19 protein-coding genes are annotated in these 19,304 nt (G+C 62.0%); 1 reads left to right on the top strand and 18 read right to left on the bottom strand.

The annotated features are described in order from the left end of the window. From ACTLLP_RS04125 to ACTLLP_RS04110, 4 genes are all read right to left on the bottom strand, one after another. Positions 1-939, bottom strand: a complete 939-nt coding sequence (locus tag ACTLLP_RS04125) for an ABC transporter substrate-binding protein (protein ID WP_441061061.1) — start codon at positions 937-939, stop codon at positions 1-3. Further along, positions 929-2,158 carry an RNA-guided endonuclease InsQ/TnpB family protein gene (locus tag ACTLLP_RS04120; RefSeq protein WP_441061058.1) on the bottom strand — a complete coding sequence of 410 codons (1,230 nt, stop codon included), beginning with the start codon at positions 2,156-2,158 and terminating at the stop codon, positions 929-931. The genes ACTLLP_RS04125 and ACTLLP_RS04120 overlap by 11 nt, the downstream gene beginning before the upstream one ends. Beyond that, positions 2,159-2,584 carry an IS200/IS605 family transposase gene (tnpA, locus tag ACTLLP_RS04115; RefSeq protein ID WP_441061055.1) on the bottom strand — a complete coding sequence of 142 codons (426 nt, stop codon included), beginning with the start codon at positions 2,582-2,584 and terminating at the stop codon, positions 2,159-2,161. It lies immediately after the preceding gene. An 84-nt stretch (positions 2,585-2,668) separates the two neighbouring features. Beyond that, positions 2,669-3,424 (bottom strand): ABC transporter substrate-binding protein, encoded by a 756-nt coding sequence (locus tag ACTLLP_RS04110; protein WP_441061052.1) that lies wholly within the window; start codon positions 3,422-3,424, stop codon positions 2,669-2,671. Between the two features lie 205 nt (positions 3,425-3,629). On the opposite strand from ACTLLP_RS04110, the gene ACTLLP_RS04105 reads away from it, so the two are divergent. After that, positions 3,630-3,839 carry a hypothetical protein gene (locus ACTLLP_RS04105; RefSeq protein WP_441061049.1) on the top strand — a complete coding sequence of 70 codons (210 nt, stop codon included), beginning with the start codon at positions 3,630-3,632 and terminating at the stop codon, positions 3,837-3,839. A 25-nt stretch (positions 3,840-3,864) separates the two neighbouring features. Here ACTLLP_RS04105 and ACTLLP_RS04100 read toward each other — a convergent pair whose 3' ends face one another. The 14 genes from ACTLLP_RS04100 to ACTLLP_RS04035 all read right to left on the bottom strand — a co-directional run bounded on the left by ACTLLP_RS04100 (position 3,865) and on the right by ACTLLP_RS04035 (position 19,285). Then, on the bottom strand, positions 3,865-4,425 hold the full coding sequence (locus tag ACTLLP_RS04100) for a uracil-DNA glycosylase (protein ID WP_441061627.1): 561 nt from the start codon (positions 4,423-4,425) through the stop codon (positions 3,865-3,867). Positions 4,426-4,489: 64 nt separating this feature from the next. Then, positions 4,490-5,260 (bottom strand): energy-coupling factor ABC transporter ATP-binding protein, encoded by a 771-nt coding sequence (locus tag ACTLLP_RS04095; RefSeq protein WP_441061046.1) that lies wholly within the window; start codon positions 5,258-5,260, stop codon positions 4,490-4,492. Positions 5,261-5,332: 72 nt separating this feature from the next. After that, the gene (locus ACTLLP_RS04090) at positions 5,333-5,560 is read right to left on the bottom strand and encodes a CooT family nickel-binding protein (protein WP_441061044.1); all 228 of its coding nucleotides are present in this window, start codon (positions 5,558-5,560) and stop codon (positions 5,333-5,335) included. Positions 5,561-5,728: 168 nt separating this feature from the next. Then, positions 5,729-7,177 (bottom strand): ISLre2 family transposase, encoded by a 1,449-nt coding sequence (locus ACTLLP_RS04085; protein ID WP_441061041.1) that lies wholly within the window; start codon positions 7,175-7,177, stop codon positions 5,729-5,731. Positions 7,178-7,344: 167 nt separating this feature from the next. After that, on the bottom strand, positions 7,345-8,586 hold the full coding sequence (locus tag ACTLLP_RS04080) for a type II secretion system F family protein (RefSeq protein WP_441061038.1): 1,242 nt from the start codon (positions 8,584-8,586) through the stop codon (positions 7,345-7,347). A gap of 4 nt (positions 8,587-8,590) precedes the next feature. Further along, positions 8,591-9,364: a thioredoxin domain-containing protein gene (locus ACTLLP_RS04075; RefSeq protein ID WP_441061035.1), complete on the bottom strand. Its 774-nt coding sequence runs from the start codon at positions 9,362-9,364 to the stop codon at positions 8,591-8,593. Positions 9,365-9,394: 30 nt separating this feature from the next. Continuing rightward, entirely contained in the window at positions 9,395-11,029 is a 1,635-nt protein-coding gene (locus ACTLLP_RS04070) for a GspE/PulE family protein (RefSeq protein WP_441061033.1), read from the bottom strand. A gap of 17 nt (positions 11,030-11,046) precedes the next feature. Continuing rightward, positions 11,047-12,147, bottom strand: coding sequence for a type IV pilus twitching motility protein PilT (locus tag ACTLLP_RS04065; RefSeq protein WP_441061030.1), 1,101 nt, complete (start codon positions 12,145-12,147; stop codon positions 11,047-11,049). 18 nt (positions 12,148-12,165) lie between these two features. Then, complete coding sequence (locus ACTLLP_RS04060; RefSeq protein WP_441061028.1) at positions 12,166-12,747, bottom strand: hypothetical protein; 582 nt, start codon at positions 12,745-12,747, stop codon at positions 12,166-12,168. Between the two features lie 14 nt (positions 12,748-12,761). Continuing rightward, complete coding sequence (locus ACTLLP_RS04055; protein ID WP_441061025.1) at positions 12,762-14,369, bottom strand: hypothetical protein; 1,608 nt, start codon at positions 14,367-14,369, stop codon at positions 12,762-12,764. A gap of 23 nt (positions 14,370-14,392) precedes the next feature. After that, the gene (locus tag ACTLLP_RS04050) at positions 14,393-17,329 is read right to left on the bottom strand and encodes a hypothetical protein (protein ID WP_441061023.1); all 2,937 of its coding nucleotides are present in this window, start codon (positions 17,327-17,329) and stop codon (positions 14,393-14,395) included. A 75-nt stretch (positions 17,330-17,404) separates the two neighbouring features. Continuing rightward, a complete protein-coding gene (locus ACTLLP_RS04045) occupies positions 17,405-18,460 on the bottom strand; it encodes a type II secretion system protein (protein ID WP_441061021.1) in 1,056 nt (351 codons plus the stop codon). 193 nt (positions 18,461-18,653) lie between these two features. Continuing rightward, complete coding sequence (locus ACTLLP_RS04040) at positions 18,654-18,872, bottom strand: hypothetical protein (RefSeq protein WP_441061019.1); 219 nt, start codon at positions 18,870-18,872, stop codon at positions 18,654-18,656. Between the two features lie 272 nt (positions 18,873-19,144). Further along, positions 19,145-19,285, bottom strand: a complete 141-nt coding sequence (locus ACTLLP_RS04035; protein WP_441061016.1) for a hypothetical protein — start codon at positions 19,283-19,285, stop codon at positions 19,145-19,147. Positions 19,286-19,304: the final 19 nt, after the last annotated feature.

The following is a 19,304-nucleotide window of genomic DNA, read 5'->3' as shown; positions in this document are numbered from 1 at the left end:
TCACCGGGCCAGGTAAGAGAGCTTGCTGTGGGTCAGGGCGTGGTGATCGTACATGAACATCCACCCATCGTACTCCGCTGGCCGGTACACCGAGTAGCTGGTGGTGTAGTAAAGGGGCAAGCAGGGCACGTCCTCCGCCAACACCCGCTGCAACTCCGCCACGAGCTGCTTGCGCTTCGCCGGATCGCTTTCCCTCAGTTGCTCGGTGGCCAGCCGGTCCACCTCGGGGTTCTGATAGCCGGTCACCGGGCGCCAGTGGGTAGCTCCCTGGATTCCCAGTCCCGGACCGCCGAACTTCTCCCGCAGGTAGTCGGCGTCCTGACCCCAGCCGCCATGCCCGTTGATGGCTATCTCAAAGTCTCCTTTCTTCACCCGAGCGTCGCGCACCTTGGTGTCGGCGCTCACCACCTTGACTTCAACACCCACTTCTCTGAGCCGCTGCTGGATGAGCTCCGCCATCCGGGCCTCGCCACCAGAGATCAGTAACTGGAAGGAAAGCCTCCTCCCCTTCTCGTCTTTCCTGATCCCGTCGCCGTCCAGGTACTTGAAGCCGGCCTTCTCCAGGAGCTCCTTGGCTTTCCCGGGATCGTGCTCGTACTGCGGAACGTTGGGGTTGTACCAAATGTGGTCGGGAGGGAGGATGCCAGGGTTGCCCGGCAGGGCAGCACCCCGGGCTAGCTTCTCCACCAATTCCTTGCGGTCAATGGCGTAGGCTATGGCCTGCCTCACCTCCCGGAGGGCCAGGGCAGGGTTTTTCTTCAAGTTGAATAACATCTCGTAGCCCCAGAAGCCGGGCTGTCGCACCACTTTGAATTCCGGCTTGTTCTGAAAGCGGGGGAGAATATCGGGCGGCACCGTGGCCATGGCGATCTGTCCCTGCTCAAAGGCCAGTGACGTCCTCCCCCGAATGAATTCGGGGGCATCCTTTTCAGGATGCACGCAGGCTTTTGTTCCTGCGCTCCGGTTCGTGGACTCCGTGCCACCCCATGCGGAATGACAGGACCACAGGCCGCGCCACACGGCCACTACTCCCCTTCACGGGAGATACCTCGTACGCCCTCTCGAAGATATTTAAGGCGCCGTTCACGTCCGCCTGCGCCCTCCAGCCGCAGGAACACACATAAAACCCCCGGTGCTTCCGGTTGGAGGGTAAGACACGCCCGCAGGTGTGGCAGCGCGCGGACGTGTTCTCCTCGTCCACGTCGTCCCGGACCGCGATCCCGGCAAGCGCTCCCTTGTACTTGAGCATGTTGATGAGCTTCCGGTACGGCCAGGCGTGCAGCCTCTGGTTGAGCCGGTCGCCATAATCGATGCCCTCGCGGATGCCCGTGATCGCCCCGATGGCCACCTCCCCCACGCCCCGCCTCACGCACTCCCCTATGAAGTGGGACGTGGCAATGTGGAGGAGATGCTCCACCTGAAGCTTTTCCCGGTGGGCCACCTCCCTCCACCTGCTGGAGTTTGGCTTAAGGCTTGCCCGCACCTTCTGCCAGTACCGCCTCACCGACTTGATGAACCTGCCCGAGTAGAGCAGCACGGTCCCGTCCTCGAAGGCGGCCGCCATGAGGACGGTCTCCCCTAGGTCCAGGGCAGCTCTCAGTCTGCCGGGACGCGGGTTCGCCTTCACCTCCACCACCAGACGGGCCTCTATCCGCCCGGACACCTTGTCGTAGGTGATGGAGAGCTCCCGCACCCGCTCGTACCCCACGCCGGGACGGTGGGAGACGCGGAAGGAGACCTGTCTTATTCCGTCTTCCCGGCCGGTACCCAGAGAAACCGTGACCTTATCTCCTTCCACCTTGAAGCCGCTCTGGACGTACTTGAGCGGGGAGAAGCAGCTTTTCCGGCGAAATCCGGGGGCGCTGTGCCGCGTGAGCCCTTTTTCCTTGAGGGCGAAGAAGGACCTGTATGCTTCTATCACCTCGTCCCGGGTGAGCTGCGCGGACATCGAGTAGTAGCCCTTCGCCCGGGGAAGCTCTTTCAAGATACGGTTGAGGTTTTTGCGGGAAATGTCTACTTTCCCGGTCTCCTCGTATTCTTTCCGCAGGTGCCAGAGGAGGCCGTTGTAGACCTTGGTGGCGCAAAACATGGCGTCTTTGAGGACGGCTTCGGTTTGTGGATCGGCGTGTACCTGGGCTTTGATGGTGACGAGGGGCACTCACGGTTCGCCTCCTTCCCCTATTGTCTTTTGAGCCTCGATATACCGTTTAATGACTTCGCTCGAAACTTGCCCTGCCGTCCCCACATAGTAGCTTGGGTTCCACAGGTGTTCTCCCCAGAGTTTCTTCTTGAGTTCTGGGTGCTTCTTAAAAAGTATCCGGGCCGTGGAACCTTTCAGCACCTTGGCTATTACTGCAGGTGCAACTTTGGGAGGAGCGGAAAGAAAAACATGTACATGATCTGGCATCACTTCCAGAGCTAGAAGTTCGTAACCGTGTTCCCTACAAAGAGCGGCAACAGCCTCCTTAAGGGAAGCATCGACTGGCGGAAGGAGTACCTTGCGACGATACTTGGTTGACCATACAAAGTGGTAATTGATGTTGTAGACCGCTGTTCCCGTGGACTTCCAAGCCTTCCTCTTCATACCTTCATGGTATCACACAAGGAGAAGAAACGCAAGTATTAGGGCGAGGGGGGTCCGTGTATCCCCTCAATGAATTGAGGGGGATTACAGCCCCCTCGCGCTCCCCCATTTTTCTAACTCGTTGCTCACCGGGATGAATTCCAGCGTCTTCACCCTGGGCGTGGGTCCCCAGAAATCGGGATTAGCTTCAAACTTGTAAGTGCCGTGCTCTTTGCTATAAGCCGTGAGCTTGTAAGGACCAGTGCCGATAACCGCCTCGGGCTTGGTGAAGTTATAAGGATCGTTGACCTCTTTCCAGATATGCTCCGGTATGATGGCCAGCTTCGACATCTTCTCCAAAAAGGTGGCCATGGGCTGAGTGAGCTCGACCTTCACCTTGTGGGGATCCAGAACCTCAACCTTCTGGATAATAGAAGCGTCGAATCCCCATACTGGTGGAAACCTACAGGCGTAATCCAGGGTAAAGGCCACGTCCTTGGCCGTAAAAGGCTGCCCATCATGCCACTTTACTCCCTGCCGCAGGCAGAAAGTGTAGGTCTTACCGTCAGGGGTAATTTCCCATTTTTCCGCCAGCCAGGGAATAAGCCCCTTCTCGTCCTTCTCCAAGAGGGAATCGAATACCAGGTTCATCTTGTAATACCCCGGCCCCCGGCTGTAGTGGGCGTAGGGGGTGGGGTAACCCCAGTCACCGCCGGGAAGCCTGATCACTTCCACCTGCCCCTTAGCCGGCGATGTAGCCGCCGGCTCCTTCTGGCCTCCGCATCCCGCCACGAGGAGAGCCAGAATAACCCCCAAAATTACACAACCGGCCACCAGACGCCCCTTGAAGGACTCGCCCATGTCGCTTCGTGCCCCCTTTATCTTTTATTGCTGAAAACTCCTCCATGGAGGGTGACGGAGCCTTCGTGGCCCGGTTAAAAAAAGTTAACGGTTCGAGTTAGCTATCCCTATTCGGCGCGCGGGGTTAGATTTCCTTTTACCAAACAAATTTCACTTCCGGGTCACATAAACTGTTAGCGGAGAGAAACCGTGGGGGGGGATACCTGTGGACCCTCGGCTCTCGGAGCAGAAAGCGCTCCTGGAAGAGTACCGCCAAGCCCTGCGGGCGCGCAGCGCCTGCCGCTGCCACTTTGACTTCTGCGACCCCGATTATCTGGACGCCGCCGTTTTCGCCCTGGGAGCAGCCGAGCGGCGCATAGGAGCTCTCATTAAAACCGCTAAAAAAGCCCAGGTCAGCGCCTGGAAGCGCCTCTGAAGGTCCTTTTAGCGGCTACCGCTTTTTAACGGACTTGCGCCTTCAAGGCGAAATAAGCGTCTCTTATCTTCTGGAAGTCTTCCCAGGCCGGGCGCTTTTTGCTGGGGTCGCGCAGCAGCGCCGCCGGGTGGTAGGTGGCCATCGCCTTAGCGCCGAAAAGGGAGTCGATCCATTGCCCCCGCACCTTGGTGATGCGGGCGTTGCCCCCCACCAGATACTGCAGAGCGGTGGCCCCAAGGAGCACGATGATCCCGGGCTTGATCAACTCGATCTGGCGTATGAGGTACGGAAGGCAGGTTTCGGCCTCTTCCCGGGTGGGCACCCGGTTCCCCGGTGGCCGGCACTTCACGATGTTGGCGATGTACACTTCTTCCCGCTTGATGTTGCAGGCGGCCAGTATGCGGTCGAGCAGCTGCCCCGCCGGGCCGACGAAAGGCCTTCCCTGCCGGTCTTCTTCCGCCCCCGGCCCCTCGCCGATGAGCATGAGGAGGGCGTGCGGGTTCCCCTCCCCGAAAACCACGTGGGTGCGCCCTTCGGCCAGAGGGCACTTGCGACAGCTCTTCACCGCAGCCTCGAGTTCCTCCAGAGTCTGCGGCACGGCGAGATCGGCCAGCGTGAGCTGCAGCCCGGACGAGGCCTGGCGGGGATTTCTACTCACGCGCCCCACCTCCCAACCAACTTTCTTCCGGTACCAGGTGAGCTCGCTCCAAAAGCTCCCGGTTGTTCAGAACCTCCTGCGGCACTCCCACCGCCCACAAACGGTGGTCGTCCCCCAAGATGGCTATCCGATCAGCCAAATAGGGCAAGAGATAAAGCTCGTGGGTAGCCATGACCACAGTTTTACCCTGGTGGGCGAGTTCGCTTAAAAAGCCTAGCAGCCACTTTTGGGTCTTGGGGTCGAGATTGGCCGTGGGCTCGTCCAGCAACAGCACTTCCGGGTCGATCACCAGCACGGAAGCCAGCGCCACCTTTTTCTTTTCCCCGCCCGATAGCCGGTGGGGAAAACGATCGGCCAGCGCCTCCAGTTGCATAAAGCGCAGCGTGCTTTCCACTTGCTGCACGATTCGTTCCCGCTCCCACCCCAGGTGCAGGGGGCCGAAAGCCACTTCATCCCACACGGTGGAACTGAAAAGCTGGGCTTCCACGTTCTGGAGGACCAGCCCCACCCGCCGGCGAAAGGCGTAGGCCTGCTCCGGGTCCTTGAGCCGTTCCGGCGTGAGGGGAAGCCCGAAGGCCAGCGCCTCCCCCTCCTCGGGGAAGATCAGCCCGGCCAAAAGCTTGAGAAAGGTGGATTTACCGGAGCCGTTTGGCCCCACCAGAATGAGGCGCTCTCCTGGTTCGATGGTCAGGGAAACCTGATCCAGAGCTCTCTCGCCCGTGGGGTACCGATAGACTACTTCCCGGAGCTCGAATACTGCCATTTCTCCCACCCCTACAAGAAAAAAAGCCCAGCGCCTCGCGCCTGGGCCTTATCCGGACCGAGCCCCAAAGGGTTACTCCCGCTCCAGAATGATTTTATGATCTACCAAAGCCAACTCTTTGATCTTGGCGCGTAAGAACTTACGCCGGCCAAAGATGTCCTCCAATAGCAGGCCGTCATCGAAGGGGCGGACCTTGTCCACCGCCTCTAGGACCAGCTCCTCTTGATCGCCGTTTCTGAGGTAGGCGTTGGCCTCGCACACGGCATATTTCACCCCTTCGCGCCAGGCGCCGGTTTCCACCGCGCCGCACCTTATCGAGTTAGTTTTGCAAATTAATTATATGGCGCGCGACGGAGGCCTGTCAACCGCATCGAGGGTGGAGTGCGCGTCAAGAGTTAGTAGGTGGTTCGGGAGAAAACTTCTCTTCATGGAAACCTCGCCGCCAGGATAGTCCCGGTACCTGCGCCATTAAGGGATCAAACTACTGAGGCTAGGCCGGCTTAGTTCCCGCAACACATGCTTCACCCATGGAGCTCCGGCAGAGGGTCCTTTCAGTGCCGGCAACCCAGCTTTATGCCAACTCCCCGCCTCCTCTATCTTCCGCTTTACCTCCAACCGCACCGCCTGAGCCAAATGTTCTTGCCTGGCCAGCAGTACCGGCCAACGAGAAGTGTGCCTCCCGAGCACCCCGTTGGCTCGAGCAGCCAAAACCCGCGCCATCCTGTCTGCTCCTGCCTCCGTCCAGCTGGCTCCCAACCGCTTCATCCGCCGCGCCACGTTGTGCTGTACCTGCCCCTCTATGGCCCCCAGATGCTCCGCAGCAGAAGAGGTAACTATCCCCGACCAGTTCTCCTTGAGATACTGCCAGAGCTTCTCTATTCTCCTCCTCTTAGCCCCGCGAACTCTCCTCGCTGCTCCTCCCATAATCTCTTCTACCTTCTCCCGGTCCCCCAGATAAATGGCCTGCCTGATCCCACTATAGGCCTCCTCATCGTGCCAAAAAGCCTCTATAAGCCGCCGGTTCAAATGGTAAGGGTCCAAAACGTGCACTGCCCCGGGGAAGTAATCTACCCCCTGCTTGGCCCACTCCGCCCCGTCACTCCCAAGGTATATCTCCTTCACCTGACCCATGTCCCACCGGCTCGCTACCCCAGAGTAAACTTCCTCCCACATCCTCTCCCCTTCGCCTACACCGCTCGTTACCAGCTTGTCCTTTAAAGCCTTCCGGCCACCTCCAATCGCTTCTTTGCCTGTGTAAGCTACGAAGAGTTTGACCTCTTTCCTTTTCTCTCCGCTCCTTTGAAGCCTTACCACCACCCCGTCGGCCTCTATGTAAAGCCTGGAGGTCTTCTCTTTACCTTCGGGTGTCTCTCCCTTCTCAAAAACGGCTTCTCTCCTGGACTCTCCCTCCTGCCTGAGTGCTTCTCCTGCTTCCTGCACGGCCTGCCACACCGCCATGGCGCTTATCCCAGGGACAAAATAACCGAGAATTTCCGCTGCCCGCCTGAAGGGTACTTCGCTCCCAAGCTTCACCGCCATCTCCTTCAAACGCGGCGTGCATCCAGACCTCTCCGGCCAGCCCAGAACCTCGTCAAGAAGAAACCTGGCCTCTCCCGTTTGCTTGTTCCTGTAAAGCCGCCTTTTTACTTTGAATTCCCCAAAGCTGCTAACTACGGTTCTTTCCCGAAAGCCTATCACTTTCCAGGTGCGCTTGTCCCGGGCGTTCACGAGCCAGGTGTCTATTTCCTCGAGGGCCCAGGCGAAGATCTTCACGCAAGCTTCTTGAGAGAGCTTGTACACTTCTTCTTCGAGCTTGTAGAAGTCGCGGCATTCGGTAATTAGTTTGCTAACTTTCTCCCCCAGAAGAAGGATTATGTCCGCAAGAGGTTGAATGTCTGAAATAGGTTGACTGTGCATGAGACCTCGCTCCTCCTTTCAGTCCATGAAAATTGTCCGTGAGGGGCGAGGTCTCCTCCTTCATGAGTCTCCTCCGTCACCTACTGAAATTGTACGCCCTCGAGGGTGTGGAACGAGGCGGGAGCGAGTTCGGCGGCAGCAATCCGCGAGCCGCCCTCTCGACCCTTTTAGTGGTGGGCCATAGAGCCGTAACTAGCCAGTATAGCCCCGATAAGGGCCGCCGCGACGAAAGCCACCATCCCCCCCATGGCCACGATCAGCATGGGCTCGATCATGGCCAGGGTGCGTTCGATCTTGGTTTCCAGGAGTTCCTGATAGACGCCAGCCAGCATCTCTAAGGCCCCGTCAACCCCGCCGGTCTCTTCCCCCACCCGCACCATATTGCCCACCATGGGCGGGAAGAAGGCGCCGGCCTGGAGCAAAGGCGTGGAGAGGCTTTCCCCAGCCAGCACCGCCTCCTCCACCTGCAGCAGCAAGCGCTTCAAAGCCAGGTTGTTGATGGTCTCCCTGGTGGTCCGCAGCGATTCGATCATGGAGACGCCGCTTTGCAAGAGCAGAGCCAAAGTCTTCGCGAAATGCACCACCAGAGCGTACTGAAATACCTCCCCCAGGACGGGCAGGTAGATCTTGTACCGATCCAGGTAGTAACGGAGAAAGGGCACGCGCAAGGAGACGAGGATGAGGACCAAAAAAACCAGCAACGCCAGGCCGATCTTGGGCAGGTTGGGAGGCACCACCTCCCCCACCCGGATGAGCAGCATGGTGTTCCAGGGGAGATCCCCACCCATCTCCTGCAGAAAGGGGATGAGCCGGGGAATGACGTAAGCGATGAGGAAGATCGCCGCCCCGATAGCGGCCACAAAAACTATGGTCGGGTAAATGATGCCGGAAATCACCCGCCGCTGCAAAGATAATTTCTCTTCCCAGTAGCGGGTGGCCCTCTCCAGGGAGACGTCCAGCAAGCCGCTGGCCTCTCCGGTGCGTAAGAGGCTGGTTGCCAGCGAAGGGAAAATGCGGTGCTGAGCCATGGCTTCGCTCAGGGGCGTTCCCCCCTCCACCTCTTCCCGCACCCGGCGCAGAACGTAGCGGAGCTTGCGGTTTTTGGTCTGGCGCTCCAGGATGGTCAGGGAGAGGGTCAAGGAAACGCCGGCGCGGACGAGAGCCGCCAGCTGTTTGAGACAGAGCACCACCTCTCCCTGGCGCACCAGGCTCAGGCGAGCCAGCAGCTCCCCCTGTTCCCTGGCGGCCCCAAGTTGGGGCGCCGCCGAAGGGCCGATTTCCCGGAGCTCGGTGACCAGCAATCCCTGCCCCCGCAGCTGGGAGGCGGCCTGAGAAGTGTCGGCCGCGGCCACCTCTCCCCGCACCCGTCTCCCCCCCGGGTCCAGCGCCTGATAGCGGAACTGGGGCATGGCCTCACCTCCTGCGAAAGCGGGGAAGCGTGAAACCCGCCACCACTACCAGAAGCACCCCGCCGGTGATTAGCCCGCTGATCACCGGAAAGGGCTGGCGAAAGCCCTCGAAGAGTTCCCAGGGTTCTCCCTGCGCCATTTTGGCTACCATCGCCACCTCCAAGGTGGCCAGGGCTTGCCCCTCCTGTTCGGTGGCTTTCTGCGGGTCGTGGTACAAGACTTTGCGGCGCAGCTCAAAGTACTTGGGCGGGAAAAGATCCTTTTTGGCCTGCACCGTCACCCTTTGGCCGGTGGAAAGCCGCGTCAGGCTAAGGCGGTAATGCTCTGGCCCGAGTTCGCGGGAGAGCTGCGAGAGATTCCGGTAAGAAAGGTCGTCAACCCGGGTTCCGTCCGGCAGGACCAGCGCCAGCTTCCCCCGGTCACCCAGGAGATATTGCAGGCATACCACCGAGGAGTAATCGGGCAAAGCGCTTTCCACTTGCAGGTCTTCCGGGCGAGGAATCTCCTGCCCCCAGAGTTCCTCCAGGCCCGCCTGCAGCGCCCGGTAAGAGAAAAGCATCCCTGGCAGCACACTGGAGCCGGTGCCCATCTTGGTGCCATGGTAATAGACCGCGTCTTTGAAGCTTATCTCCCGGCGCTTATCCCCTTCCTGCCACACTATGGGGGCGATGCCCTCGAAAGATATGGGGGGCTTGTCCCCGGGGGCGTGCGCCCAACTCCAGGCCGGTAACAGCCAGAGTACCAGAAGCCAGGCCAGTGTCCAGCTCGACCGATACAAGTTCTCTCCTCCTTTGGCTCAAAAGGTGGTTTAAAAGGTCATCGTAACCCGCAGCACCTCGGAAAGGGTGGTGATGCCCCGGCGGGCCTTATCCAGACCATCGTCGAGCATGAAGCGCATCCGCCCCTTCACCAGCTCCTTGAGGGTCATGGCGTCGGCGCCGGCGGCGATTCGCTTCTGGAGTTCCTCGTCCACCACTAGGAGCTCGAAGAGGCCGGTGCGGCCCCGGTAACCGGTTTGGTGGCAATAAACGCAGCCCCGGCCGGCGTAAAATTCTCCCGCCTCCTCCTCGCCGAGCCCCAGGGCCAGGAGCTCTGCCAGGGGAGGCTTGAACTGGGTGCGGCAGCGGGGACAGATGGTCCGCACCAACCGCTGGGCCAGCACCCCCCGCAAAGCGGCCGCCACCAGGTAGCGCTCGCAACCCATATCGGCCAGGCGCTCCACCGCGCTCACCGCGTCGTTAGTGTGCAGGGTGGATAGCACCAGGTGCCCGGTCAGAGCCGCCTGCAGGCTCAGCTGCGCCGTCTCGCCGTCCCGGATCTCCCCCACCATGATGATGTCGGGGTCCTGCCGGACGATGCTCCGGAGGGCGCTGGAAAAGGTCAGTTTTTTGGAGGCGTAGTCCACCTGCACTTGGGTTATGCCGTCCATCTGGAGCTCCACCGGGTCTTCCACCGTGATGATGTTGACCTCCGGCCGCCGCAGGTGCTTGAGGGCGGCGTAGAGGGTGAAGGTTTTGCCCGAGCCGGTGGGGCCGGTGACCAGGATGAGTCCGTGGGGCAGGGAGAGCAGGCGCTGGAAATCCTCCCGGAGCTCGGTCGCCATGCCCAGGTCCTTAAGCTCCATGATTTTATCCTGGGAGGGAAGCAAGCGCATGACCACCTTCTCGCCCCGCACCGAAGGCAGCACCGATACGCGCAAGTTAATCGATCGGCCGTTCTCAGACGGGCGGAAGGAAAAGCCGCCGTCCTGGGGGGCGCGCTTCTCCGCGATGTTCATCCCTCCCAGGACCTTGATGCGCGAGACTAGCGGCGGGAAGAGATGGAGCGGAAGCTGCTCCACCGCCCGCAAGATCCCGTCGATGCGGAGGCGCACTTTCAGGTGATCCACTTCCGGCTCCAGGTGCAGGTCGGAGGCTCCCAGATTCATCGCCCGCAGCAGCAGGGAATCCAGAAGCTGAGCCACCGACCCTCCCTCGGCCAACTCCACCGTGGCCGCCGCCTCACCCTCCTCCTCCTGCAAGATATGTCTCCGTATCTCCTCGAGCTCGCTGGGGCGCATCAGCACCGCGCGCACATTTTTCCCCGTCAGGCGGCGCAGATTGTCCAGCACGGCCGAGTTGATCTCCCCCCGGCAGGCCAGGTACAGGTCGTTACCCTCCAGCCGCACGGGGTAGAGCTCGTAGCGGCGTACTAAGGCGGGCGGAACCAGCTGCAAGAGTTCCGGCGTGAGGAGCACCCTGTCCGGGGAGAAAAGGGGCAGCCCGAGGAATCGCGATAGGAGCTCGGTCAACCGGTCCTCCGGGAGAAATCCCTGCTCTAGCAGCACCTCTTCCAGCTTCTTGTTGCCACCTCGCTGCATCCGGACGGCCGCCGCGAGCTCTTCCGGGCGCAGCGCTCCCTCCGCCACCAGAAATTCTCCCAAACGCGAACGAGCTATGGCCAAAGCGTTTCCCTCCTCAATTACAGGGCCAGCTTCTCTTTCAAGAGGGCTGGATTGCGAGCCGCGTTAAGCGCCGTGTCCAGATCGATCAGCCGCTCCTGCACCAGCCGGGCCAGGCACTGCTCCATGGTTTGCATTCCCAAACGCCCCCCGGTTTCCAGGGCCAGGCGGATATGCTCGTCTTTGCCCAGGCGGATGAGGTTGGCCACCGCCGGCGTGACTATCAACACCTCGGAGGCCAGCACCCTTCCCTTGCCGTCGGCCCGGGGAAGGAGCTGTTGGGCGATCACCGCCCGGATAGAGGCGGCCAGCTGCTGGCGCACCTGGGTCTGCTCCTCGGTGGGGAAGACGCCGATGATGCGGGCGAAAGTGGAAACGGTGTCGCGGGCGTGCAGGGTGGAAAAGACCAGGTGACCGGTCTCGGCCGCCATAATGGCCGTCCGGATGGTTTCCAGGTCCCGCATCTCGCCCACCAGGATCACATCGGGGTCCTGGCGCAGAGCTGAGCGCAGAGCGTCGGCGAAAGAGGTCACGTCGGTGTAGAGCTCTCTCTGGTTGATAATGCTGAGTTTATTGTAGTGCACGTACTCGATGGGGTCCTCCACCGTGATGATGTTGCGCCGGTGCTTGCAGTTGATCCGGTCGATGATCGAGGCCAGGGTGGTGGATTTACCGGAGCCGGTGGCGCCGGTAACCAGCACCAGGCCGCAGGTGAGGTCGGGCAGGCGGTAGACCGAATCGGGCAATCCCAGGGTCTCCAGTTGGGGAATGTCGTCGGCCAGCCGGCGCAAAGCGGCGGCCAGGTTTCCCCGCTGGTAGTAGGCGTTGACCCGAAAGCGCCCGATTTCCGGCAGCCCCACCGCCAGGTCCACGGAGAAGCGCTGCTCCAGTACCTCGCGCTGGCGCGGGCTTAAGAGCTGATACACCAACCGCTGAATATCTTCCGGGCTCAGAGGGTCGTACTCCTCCAGCGGAGTGAGGTGACCCGCCAGGCGCAGCACCGGGGGCATGAAGGCCGTCAGATGCAAATCGGACGCGTTTCTGTCCCTGGTCTCCCGCAGGAGCTCGTCGATGTGAAAAGGAATGCGCTTGGAGGAAGCGCGAGCCTGCAAGTCGGTCATCCGCACCTTCAACTCCTTTCAAAAGCGGATTATCAGCCGGGCCTGTAGCCGGGGATCGTCTTGCTTTTCCGGCTTAGCCTCCAGACTCTCCATATAGACCAGATAACGCCTTTGCGTCAGAGATCTCACAAAGTCGGCCATGTTTGCCGCACGGCCCCACACCACCATGTGGTACTCCTTCCAATTGAAGGCTTCCTGGGGCTTGGCGGCGGGAGCGTCGGGTTTGCCTTTAATGTCGGCCTTGAGGCTCATTTCCCGCAGCTCCAGCTGGCAGACCGTGGCCAGGGCGTTGATCTCGGTGACCGTCCGGGTGAGCTCGCTCACCTGCTGCACTTTGAGCGCCTGGGCCGCCGTGTCGCGCTCCCGCTCCTTCTGCCTGAGTTCCTGGCGGAGCTCCTCCACCCGCTTTTGCAGCGGGCCGGATATCGGGGGCTGAGCCGTCGCCACCTCCTGGCGGAGCTGCTGGAGGCGGGTGCGGCTCTGCTCGTACTGCCGCGACAGGGGATCGTACAGGTAGCGGGCGTAGAGGAAAATGCCGCCGGCCAGCAACACCACCACCAGCAGAACTTTCTCGGTGCGGGTTAGGGGTCGCTTGAGCACGCTTTAACCTCCTTTTACTCCTTGGTCACCACGGTGATGACGAAATGATAGCCGTCGATCTCCTTTTCCACTCTCCACCTGGCCTCGCCCCCCTCCAAAGCCGGCTCCAGGGCGAAAAGCTTGACCTTTTCCCTTTTGACCCTGTCCAGGCGGGCGTAGGCGCACCAGGGCTGGGCTTGATAGCTCAGCAGGAGGCGGTTTACCCCCTCAACGTCCAGGCCGGCCCCTTCCAGACGGTAGGCCCGCTCCTGCTCGCCCGCCTCCACCCCCAAGAGCTGCTCCTGGGAAGCCTGCGTTTTACTGCCCTTGGCGGAGCTCTTCTGGTCCTTGGCCGTGGTCGCCGGCTCCTTTTCTATCTTTCGCACCGCGCTCACCGTGACCCGGGGTTCCTCTCGGGAGGCCACCTCCAGCAGGCGCGAAACTCGTATCTCCTCGGTTTTGTACCCTTCCCGCAGGAACTGAGTCTGGGCCGTGGTCGCCTGCACCTTCTTGCCCAATTCCTCCTCCTCTTTTTTTAGTTGGTTGTAGCGGGTCTGCGCGGCTTCGATCTCCTTTTTCTGCTGCTCCAGGGCGGTTATCTCCCGCTGGCAGCGCTTGGACTGCTGCTTCAGAATCAGGTAGTGGCCGCCGAAAATCAGGCCCACCGCCAGCACCGCCACCAGGGGATAAAGGTGCACCCGCTCCCGCAGGCGGGCCAGGCGCTCCTCCAGATCGTCCACGCCGATACTTTTCCAGCGGCTCTGGAAGCACAGCTCCCGGCACCCCGCTCCCACCACGGTGGCGAACTCGGGGCCGCAACCCTCCCGCACCCAGGCGGGCACCAGCACCTCCTCCGCTCCCAACAGCCGCTGCAAAAGAGAAGAAGCCAGCTCCAGATTGAAACCCGTACCCACCAGCACCACCGGGAGGCCCAGCATCTCTCTGACTCCCAGGCTCTCATGCAGGGAAGAGATGAGTTCCGGGGGCGGGGCTTCCGGCAGCAGCCGGCGCAGGCCGGGGGCCAAAGCCCCGCTGAGCTCCGGGGGCGGGATGTAAAGGTCGCGCACGCCTTTCCTGTCCACGAGGGCGCAGCGGAAACTATCCTCACCGGCCTCCAGCACCAGGAGGGGGCGATCCTTGAGGCCCATGACCGCCCCCACCGGGGAGCAGAACTCGGGAGGGTAGACCCGGGTCAACAGCAGTCCCCGGTCGGCGCAGAGGCGCTTGGCCGCGTGGTAATCCTCGCGCGGCAGGGCCGTGACCCAGAAGCTCACTCGTCCCGGCTCCACCTCCGGTCCCCTTTGAAAACCCAGGTAATAGTCGGTGGGAGGGGCCGGGAGGAAGGGCTCCACCTCCCAGCGCAGCGCCTCTTTGAGCTTCCCGCCCCGCAGGCGGCGCAGGCGCGCCTTCTCCAGGGTCACTTCCATCACCGTCGCCAGCGGGGTGGCCAGGGTGGCCCGGCGGGGCCGCACGGGCAGGCGCTTCAGGAGGGAGACCAGCTCCTCCGGCGTGGGGAGGGGGCCGCTCCCCTCTTCCCGCTCTCCGGCCGCGCAGAGCTCCAGCTCTATCCCCTTAAAGCGCCGGCGGAGCAGCGCCGCCCGCATCAAGCGTTCCGTCACTTCTAAGGCCAGGACTGACAGCAAGTTCCCGTACCTCCTAGCTAAAGCTACGGCTTGTAGGTGAAGCTCAGCCTTTCCGGCAAAGGCGCCTGGGTGCCTCCGGGCCCGATATAGACCCAGGTTTCGTTAGGGGTGAAACTGCCCGTGGTCGTTTCTATCGCCAGCTTCCGGCGGCCGGCGGGTATGAAGGAACCCGTGGGAGTAGTAGTAGTAAAAGTGCCGGAGAAGTCCACCGCCACCTGGTCCCCGCCGGGCAGGTAGACGGAGGCGGCAACGCTCAGGGGCACTCCGTCGGCCTGGTGGTAGAGCTTGAGGGTGAATGATAAGTCCTTACCCTGGGGCTCCAGGCGGTAGGCGTAGATGGGGCTGCCCTGAGGGTCGGTGCCCTGCTGCTCCCTCACCCACCGCCAGCGGTACCCTGACTGGTCCACCGCTGAAGGGTCGTCCGGCCTGGGGGAGATGAAGGCCGGGCGGCCATCCATGACCTTCCCGCTGAGGGTAAAGGAGGCCAGCTGCCAGTCCTCTTTTTTTATGGTGAGGGTGAGGTTGTCTTCCTCCTTGGTGAAGTCCCTGTCGGGTCCGGCGGAGGTGATCAGCAGGTTCCCCTGGTCCAGCTGGAACTTCAAGGGCGTGCCCCAGGCGTCTTTGAGCACCTTGTCCGGGGGCTCGGGCAGGTAGGGGCCGCGCCAGGCGAAGCCGGGGTTAGGACTTGCCGGCAGAGCGGCGCAGTTTTTATCCCACAGCCCCGGAACCTGCACCACTTCCCCGGTGTCTCCCGGCTGCCATTGCCCGGTGCTCTGATCCCAGGAGTAGAGCTCGATCTCGCCCATATCCCCCAGGAGCCCCCCCACCAGGCGGTTCCCGGCGGGGTCGTAAGCCTCCGGCCCCAGCAGGGCGGTCTTTACGCGCTCCAAGAGTTCCTGCGTCTCCCGTTTCTCCTGCTCCAGGTTGACCGTCTTCCACTCGTCCGGGCTGATTTCCAGTATCAGGAGCCGGTTGCCGGCCTGCTCGTTCTGCTGCTTGAAGTACTCCCAGGTTCCTGGAGTGGAAGAATTACCCCAAGGGATAGGGTTGCCCTGAGGGTCGGAGGGGACGCCCGTGATCTTGCCCTTGGGCCCGGCGCTGACGATGAAAAGCCAGACTCTGCTCTTATCGTCCTGCACCTTGAAAAAGAAGAGGGGCCGACCCCAGGCGTCGGAGAGAACCCCCTCGCTGTATAAAAGGGGCAGGGCGTCCTTCCGGGGTTCCAGCCGAGCCTTGGGGTAATCGAGGTAAGGGCCTTTCCACCTGGCGCTGTGAACTCCACGGGTGACGTCGGGCTTCTCCCACAGCCCCCGCGGCTGGGCCAGGACGGCCTGGTCACTTTCCGGATGCTGCGCCCCGTTAAAAGGGTCCCAGGAGGGCTTCCAGGAGCCGAGGCCCGTGATCGAGTCCCGCTGGAAGGTGAATTTGTAGAGCTCCGGCAAGTCCCCCACGTCGGCCGCGTAGCCCCTGACCACGCGCCGCCCTCTTTCGTCGTAGGCCCCCTCGGGTCCGATGACCGCCTTTTTGACCGCCTGCAGGTAATCCCAGGTGGCCCTCTCCTTCTGGCTGGCGGCCAGCGCCCCCGCGAAGGGCACGATCATGGCCGCCAGCATCCCCAGCACCGTGATGAGGATGATCATCTCCAGCAGGGTCATGCCCACCTCGCTCGCCCGTCTCACCTTCCCACCCCTTCGCCGGTCCAAAGCGGGTCCCCGGGGGGAAGCCAGGCCCGCCCTGGGGCGCCCCTTCGCCTCCTCGGCGCTCGTCAGCAGCGCCCCCCTCCGGGCCAGGGCCAAGCCCAGGACCACCCAGAAGAGGGGCATGATCGGAAGGAGCTCGGAGTGAAAGAAGCCCGTGACCAGGTAGGCGACCCCCATGGCTCCCACCCCGTCCCGCTGCCCCCAGAGGGAGGTGATCAGGAAGGCCAGGTAGAAGACCAGGGCGAAGCTCCCCATGGTGACGGCCGTCTCCAGGTAAAGGTTGGGAGTTTTGTCCCAGAAGCCCAGCCAGGGCATGTGCTGCACCACCACCGTGAGGTGGTCGGGCCCCAGCCCCCAGGCCCAGCAGTGCTTGCAGAGCAGGACCACCCGCTTCCATACGTCCCAGAACTGGTCGGGGCGCATCCAGCCCACCCGCTGCGCCAGCGGGGTGAGCTTCAGGGCCGGGAAAAAGAGCAGGGTGGTCAGGGCGAAGGGCAGGGCCGGCCAGAGCTCCTTGAGCCGGAGGGGGCGGCGCCGCGCCAGGCAGAGCGCCCCGGCTAGGGCTCCCAGAACCGCCGGCCAGTCTAAAGTCAAAAGCAGCCCCAGGTAAACCAGGACCGCCGGCGCCAGCCACCACCGGCGCCGCGCGAGGGAGAGCCACAGGGTGCCGGGGAAGGCGAAGCCCAGAAAGAAGCCCAGGTTCTCCGCCGAGCCCAGGGTGGCGTAGGCGGTCATGCTGCGGCGGTAGGGCTCGTGCGGCACCGGGTTGAAGCCCAGGAGCTGCGCCAGCGCCAGCAGGGAGCAGAGGGCGGCGGCCAGGGTGAGAGCCTGAAGCGGCCGCTCCGGGCGGCCGTAAACGGCGGCCAGCAGAAGGAGCGGGACGCAGAGGAAGTAGGTGGCCAGGCCGGTGTAGCGGAAGGCGGCCCCCGTCCAGGCCAGGCGCGGGAAGGGAGCCAGCGCGGTGGCCACCAGGGCCGCCAGGAGAAAGAGGAAGAGGAAGAGAAAGGGCAGGGAAGAGCGCGCGAGGCGCAGGCGCACCCGCCGCCAGAGGAGCACGAGCAGCGCCAGGGAGGAAGCCAATCCCAGGAAGAGGAAGCGGGGGGCGTAAAAGTAGTCGAGCCACCCGTCCCGGAAGGTTACCGGGTGGGGGATCACCAGCAGGGGAAAGAGGAAGCAGAAGGAGACCAGCAGAAGCTCGGCGGCGTCGAGCTTCGAGAGGCGCTCTTTTAAGGAGTGAAGCCGCTTTCTCACGTCCGGCAACGCTTTTCACCTCAGGCTTTCAATTTAAAGGGGCGGGGGGATCCCCCCGCCCCGGGAAGGGGGAGACCCGCAGGGTTACTTGATGGCAGCAGGAGGACCTGTCAGTACCCACACCGGCTCGCTGACTGCCATGGGGTTGCATCCTTCGGGGCAGCACGTGGTGACCTGCCACACTTCCTCGCCCTGGTCCTTATAAATTTCTACATCTTTCGTTTCCCCGGTCCGCTCGTTCTTGAAGGTGAGCTTCACGCCGATCGCAGCTGGATCGTTCGCCAGAGCCGTTACCATAGCCGTGGCAGTGGAGGCCAGGCGGGGCACCACGATGTTGTAGTTGTTGTAGAGGAAGTGGTCGCTGCGCTTGATGCCATTGGGGCACATGCCGGCCTGCTGGATCAGGCCCTCTTTCACCAGGTCGCTCTCGGGGCCCACGCCCAGGAGGATGCGGCCGACCCAGTCGGGGTGCCCGATCTTCTGGTTCGGTTGAATGGTGAGGGCCGCAGTGGTGCCGTCGTTCTTGTAGCCCGCGGCCAGCACCTCTACACCCGCGCTCACCGGAGTCACCGCCATATAGTCGTTCTTACCTGCCCCATGCTTCGGGATATTCGCGTTGAACTTCTTTATCTCGTTGCTCACATAGTCCATGGCCTTGACGTCCTGATTCACGTTGAGGTAGAAGATGGTGTTGACGCCCAGCTGTTGCAGCTCCTTGGCTTCGTCCGGCGACAGCTTGACCAGACCCATCTTGGTCATGGCGTAGAAGTCCTTGGAGAGGACCTCCTGCCCGGTACCCTTGTTGTTGTCGTCGATGTACCAGCCAGTGCCCAGCTCGGTAGCAAAGTCGTACTGCGTCGTCGGGTCCACCGCAACGCCCGTGTCATCGTGGCACACCAGACTCGTCAGGCGGTCGGGCAGGGTGCCGTGCCCTTCGGTGTAGGCCGCCAGCACCTGGCGCAGGCGCGCCTGGTTGTTGTCGCACACCACGTCGGAGGCGTTGCCCGCCACCTTGGCCAGCCGCGGGGCGATCATGGCTACCAGAAAGCCCATGATCGCGATGACGATCAGAAGCTCGATCAGGGTGAAGCCGCCCTGACCCTTGAGCCGCCGGAATACCTTCCTTAACTTCTCTTTCATGCCGGAAAGCCCTCCTCACTCAAATTTTCGTTCTTGGCGGGAAGGGCTCACCCGCAGAGCCACCTTCGCCCGTGACTTAGGACACCCATCTCTGGCCCGGACCCCGCGCCCGCGGCCCTCGCCCAGCTCTCACCCCCTTTACCTATTGGTGCCGGTGCCTTCCCGTTGGAAGCGCCCACCCGGCGTTTGCGCTTTATGTGGAGGTGGGCCCCGCGCCCACCGGCGTGCCCGAACTCTCGGCGGGGTAGTCCACCACGAAGCGGTACTGCTTGCCGCAGTGGATGATCACTTCCTTCTGACCCCGCTTGAGGATGCGGATCTCGATCCGCATTTCACCGAAGCCGTTGTGCCGGAAGAGCTCCTCGTAGAGTTTGGCGACCTTGGCCAGAACCATCTCGTTGGTGTGCGCCACCGCTTTCTCCACCTTACCTTTTCTATGTCTGACGAACTGATTTAGAATTAACTAACTAAGTCCTTGTCTCATAAGATACCCGGAAGTGGGCCGGCAGGCAAATCCGATTTAAGGCGATTAGGGAGGATTATCGGGGATTGATCGAATCTAAACGCGGCGTAAATCCTTTTTAAACAATTTATCAACTAATTTCTCCGATTGTCTTCCAGAGCAGGAACCTGGAGGTCATTTAACCAGCTCTTCGCCAAAATTCGACCTAATTCTACTCCGCCTCACAGCGGCACCACCACCGGGACCCCCCGGAGCTCCTCCACTAGCACCGGCACGCCGTAGACGGCGGCGATGTGCTCCGGCGTCATGACTTCCCGCCCGCCTGACCGGATCGCTATCCACTCTTCCATCAACTCGATCAAATAAGAACCTGCGGCCTCC

This window comes from Desulfothermobacter acidiphilus, from assembly GCF_052073645.1.
In the GTDB taxonomy this organism is placed as follows: Bacteria; Bacillota; Desulfotomaculia; order Desulfotomaculales; family Ammonificaceae; genus Desulfothermobacter; species Desulfothermobacter acidiphilus.
This window is presented reverse-complemented; position numbering and strand designations above follow the sequence as displayed.

Excerpts from the sequence above, each read along its gene's own strand:
- tnpA (WP_441061055.1), bottom strand. The coding sequence starts at position 2,584 with ATGAAGAGGAAGGCTTGGAAGTCCACGGGAACAGCGGTCTACAACATC.
- ACTLLP_RS04110 (WP_441061052.1), bottom strand. The coding sequence starts at position 3,424 with ATGGGCGAGTCCTTCAAGGGGCGTCTGGTGGCCGGTTGTGTAATTTTG.
- ACTLLP_RS04095 (WP_441061046.1), bottom strand. The coding sequence starts at position 5,260 with ATGGCAGTATTCGAGCTCCGGGAAGTAGTCTATCGGTACCCCACGGGC.
- ACTLLP_RS04085 (WP_441061041.1), bottom strand. The coding sequence starts at position 7,177 with ATGCACAGTCAACCTATTTCAGACATTCAACCTCTTGCGGACATAATC.
- ACTLLP_RS04080 (WP_441061038.1), bottom strand. The coding sequence starts at position 8,586 with ATGCCCCAGTTCCGCTATCAGGCGCTGGACCCGGGGGGGAGACGGGTG.
- ACTLLP_RS04045 (WP_441061021.1), bottom strand. The coding sequence starts at position 18,460 with ATGAAAGAGAAGTTAAGGAAGGTATTCCGGCGGCTCAAGGGTCAGGGC.
- ACTLLP_RS04065 (WP_441061030.1), bottom strand. The coding sequence starts at position 12,147 with ATGACCGACTTGCAGGCTCGCGCTTCCTCCAAGCGCATTCCTTTTCAC.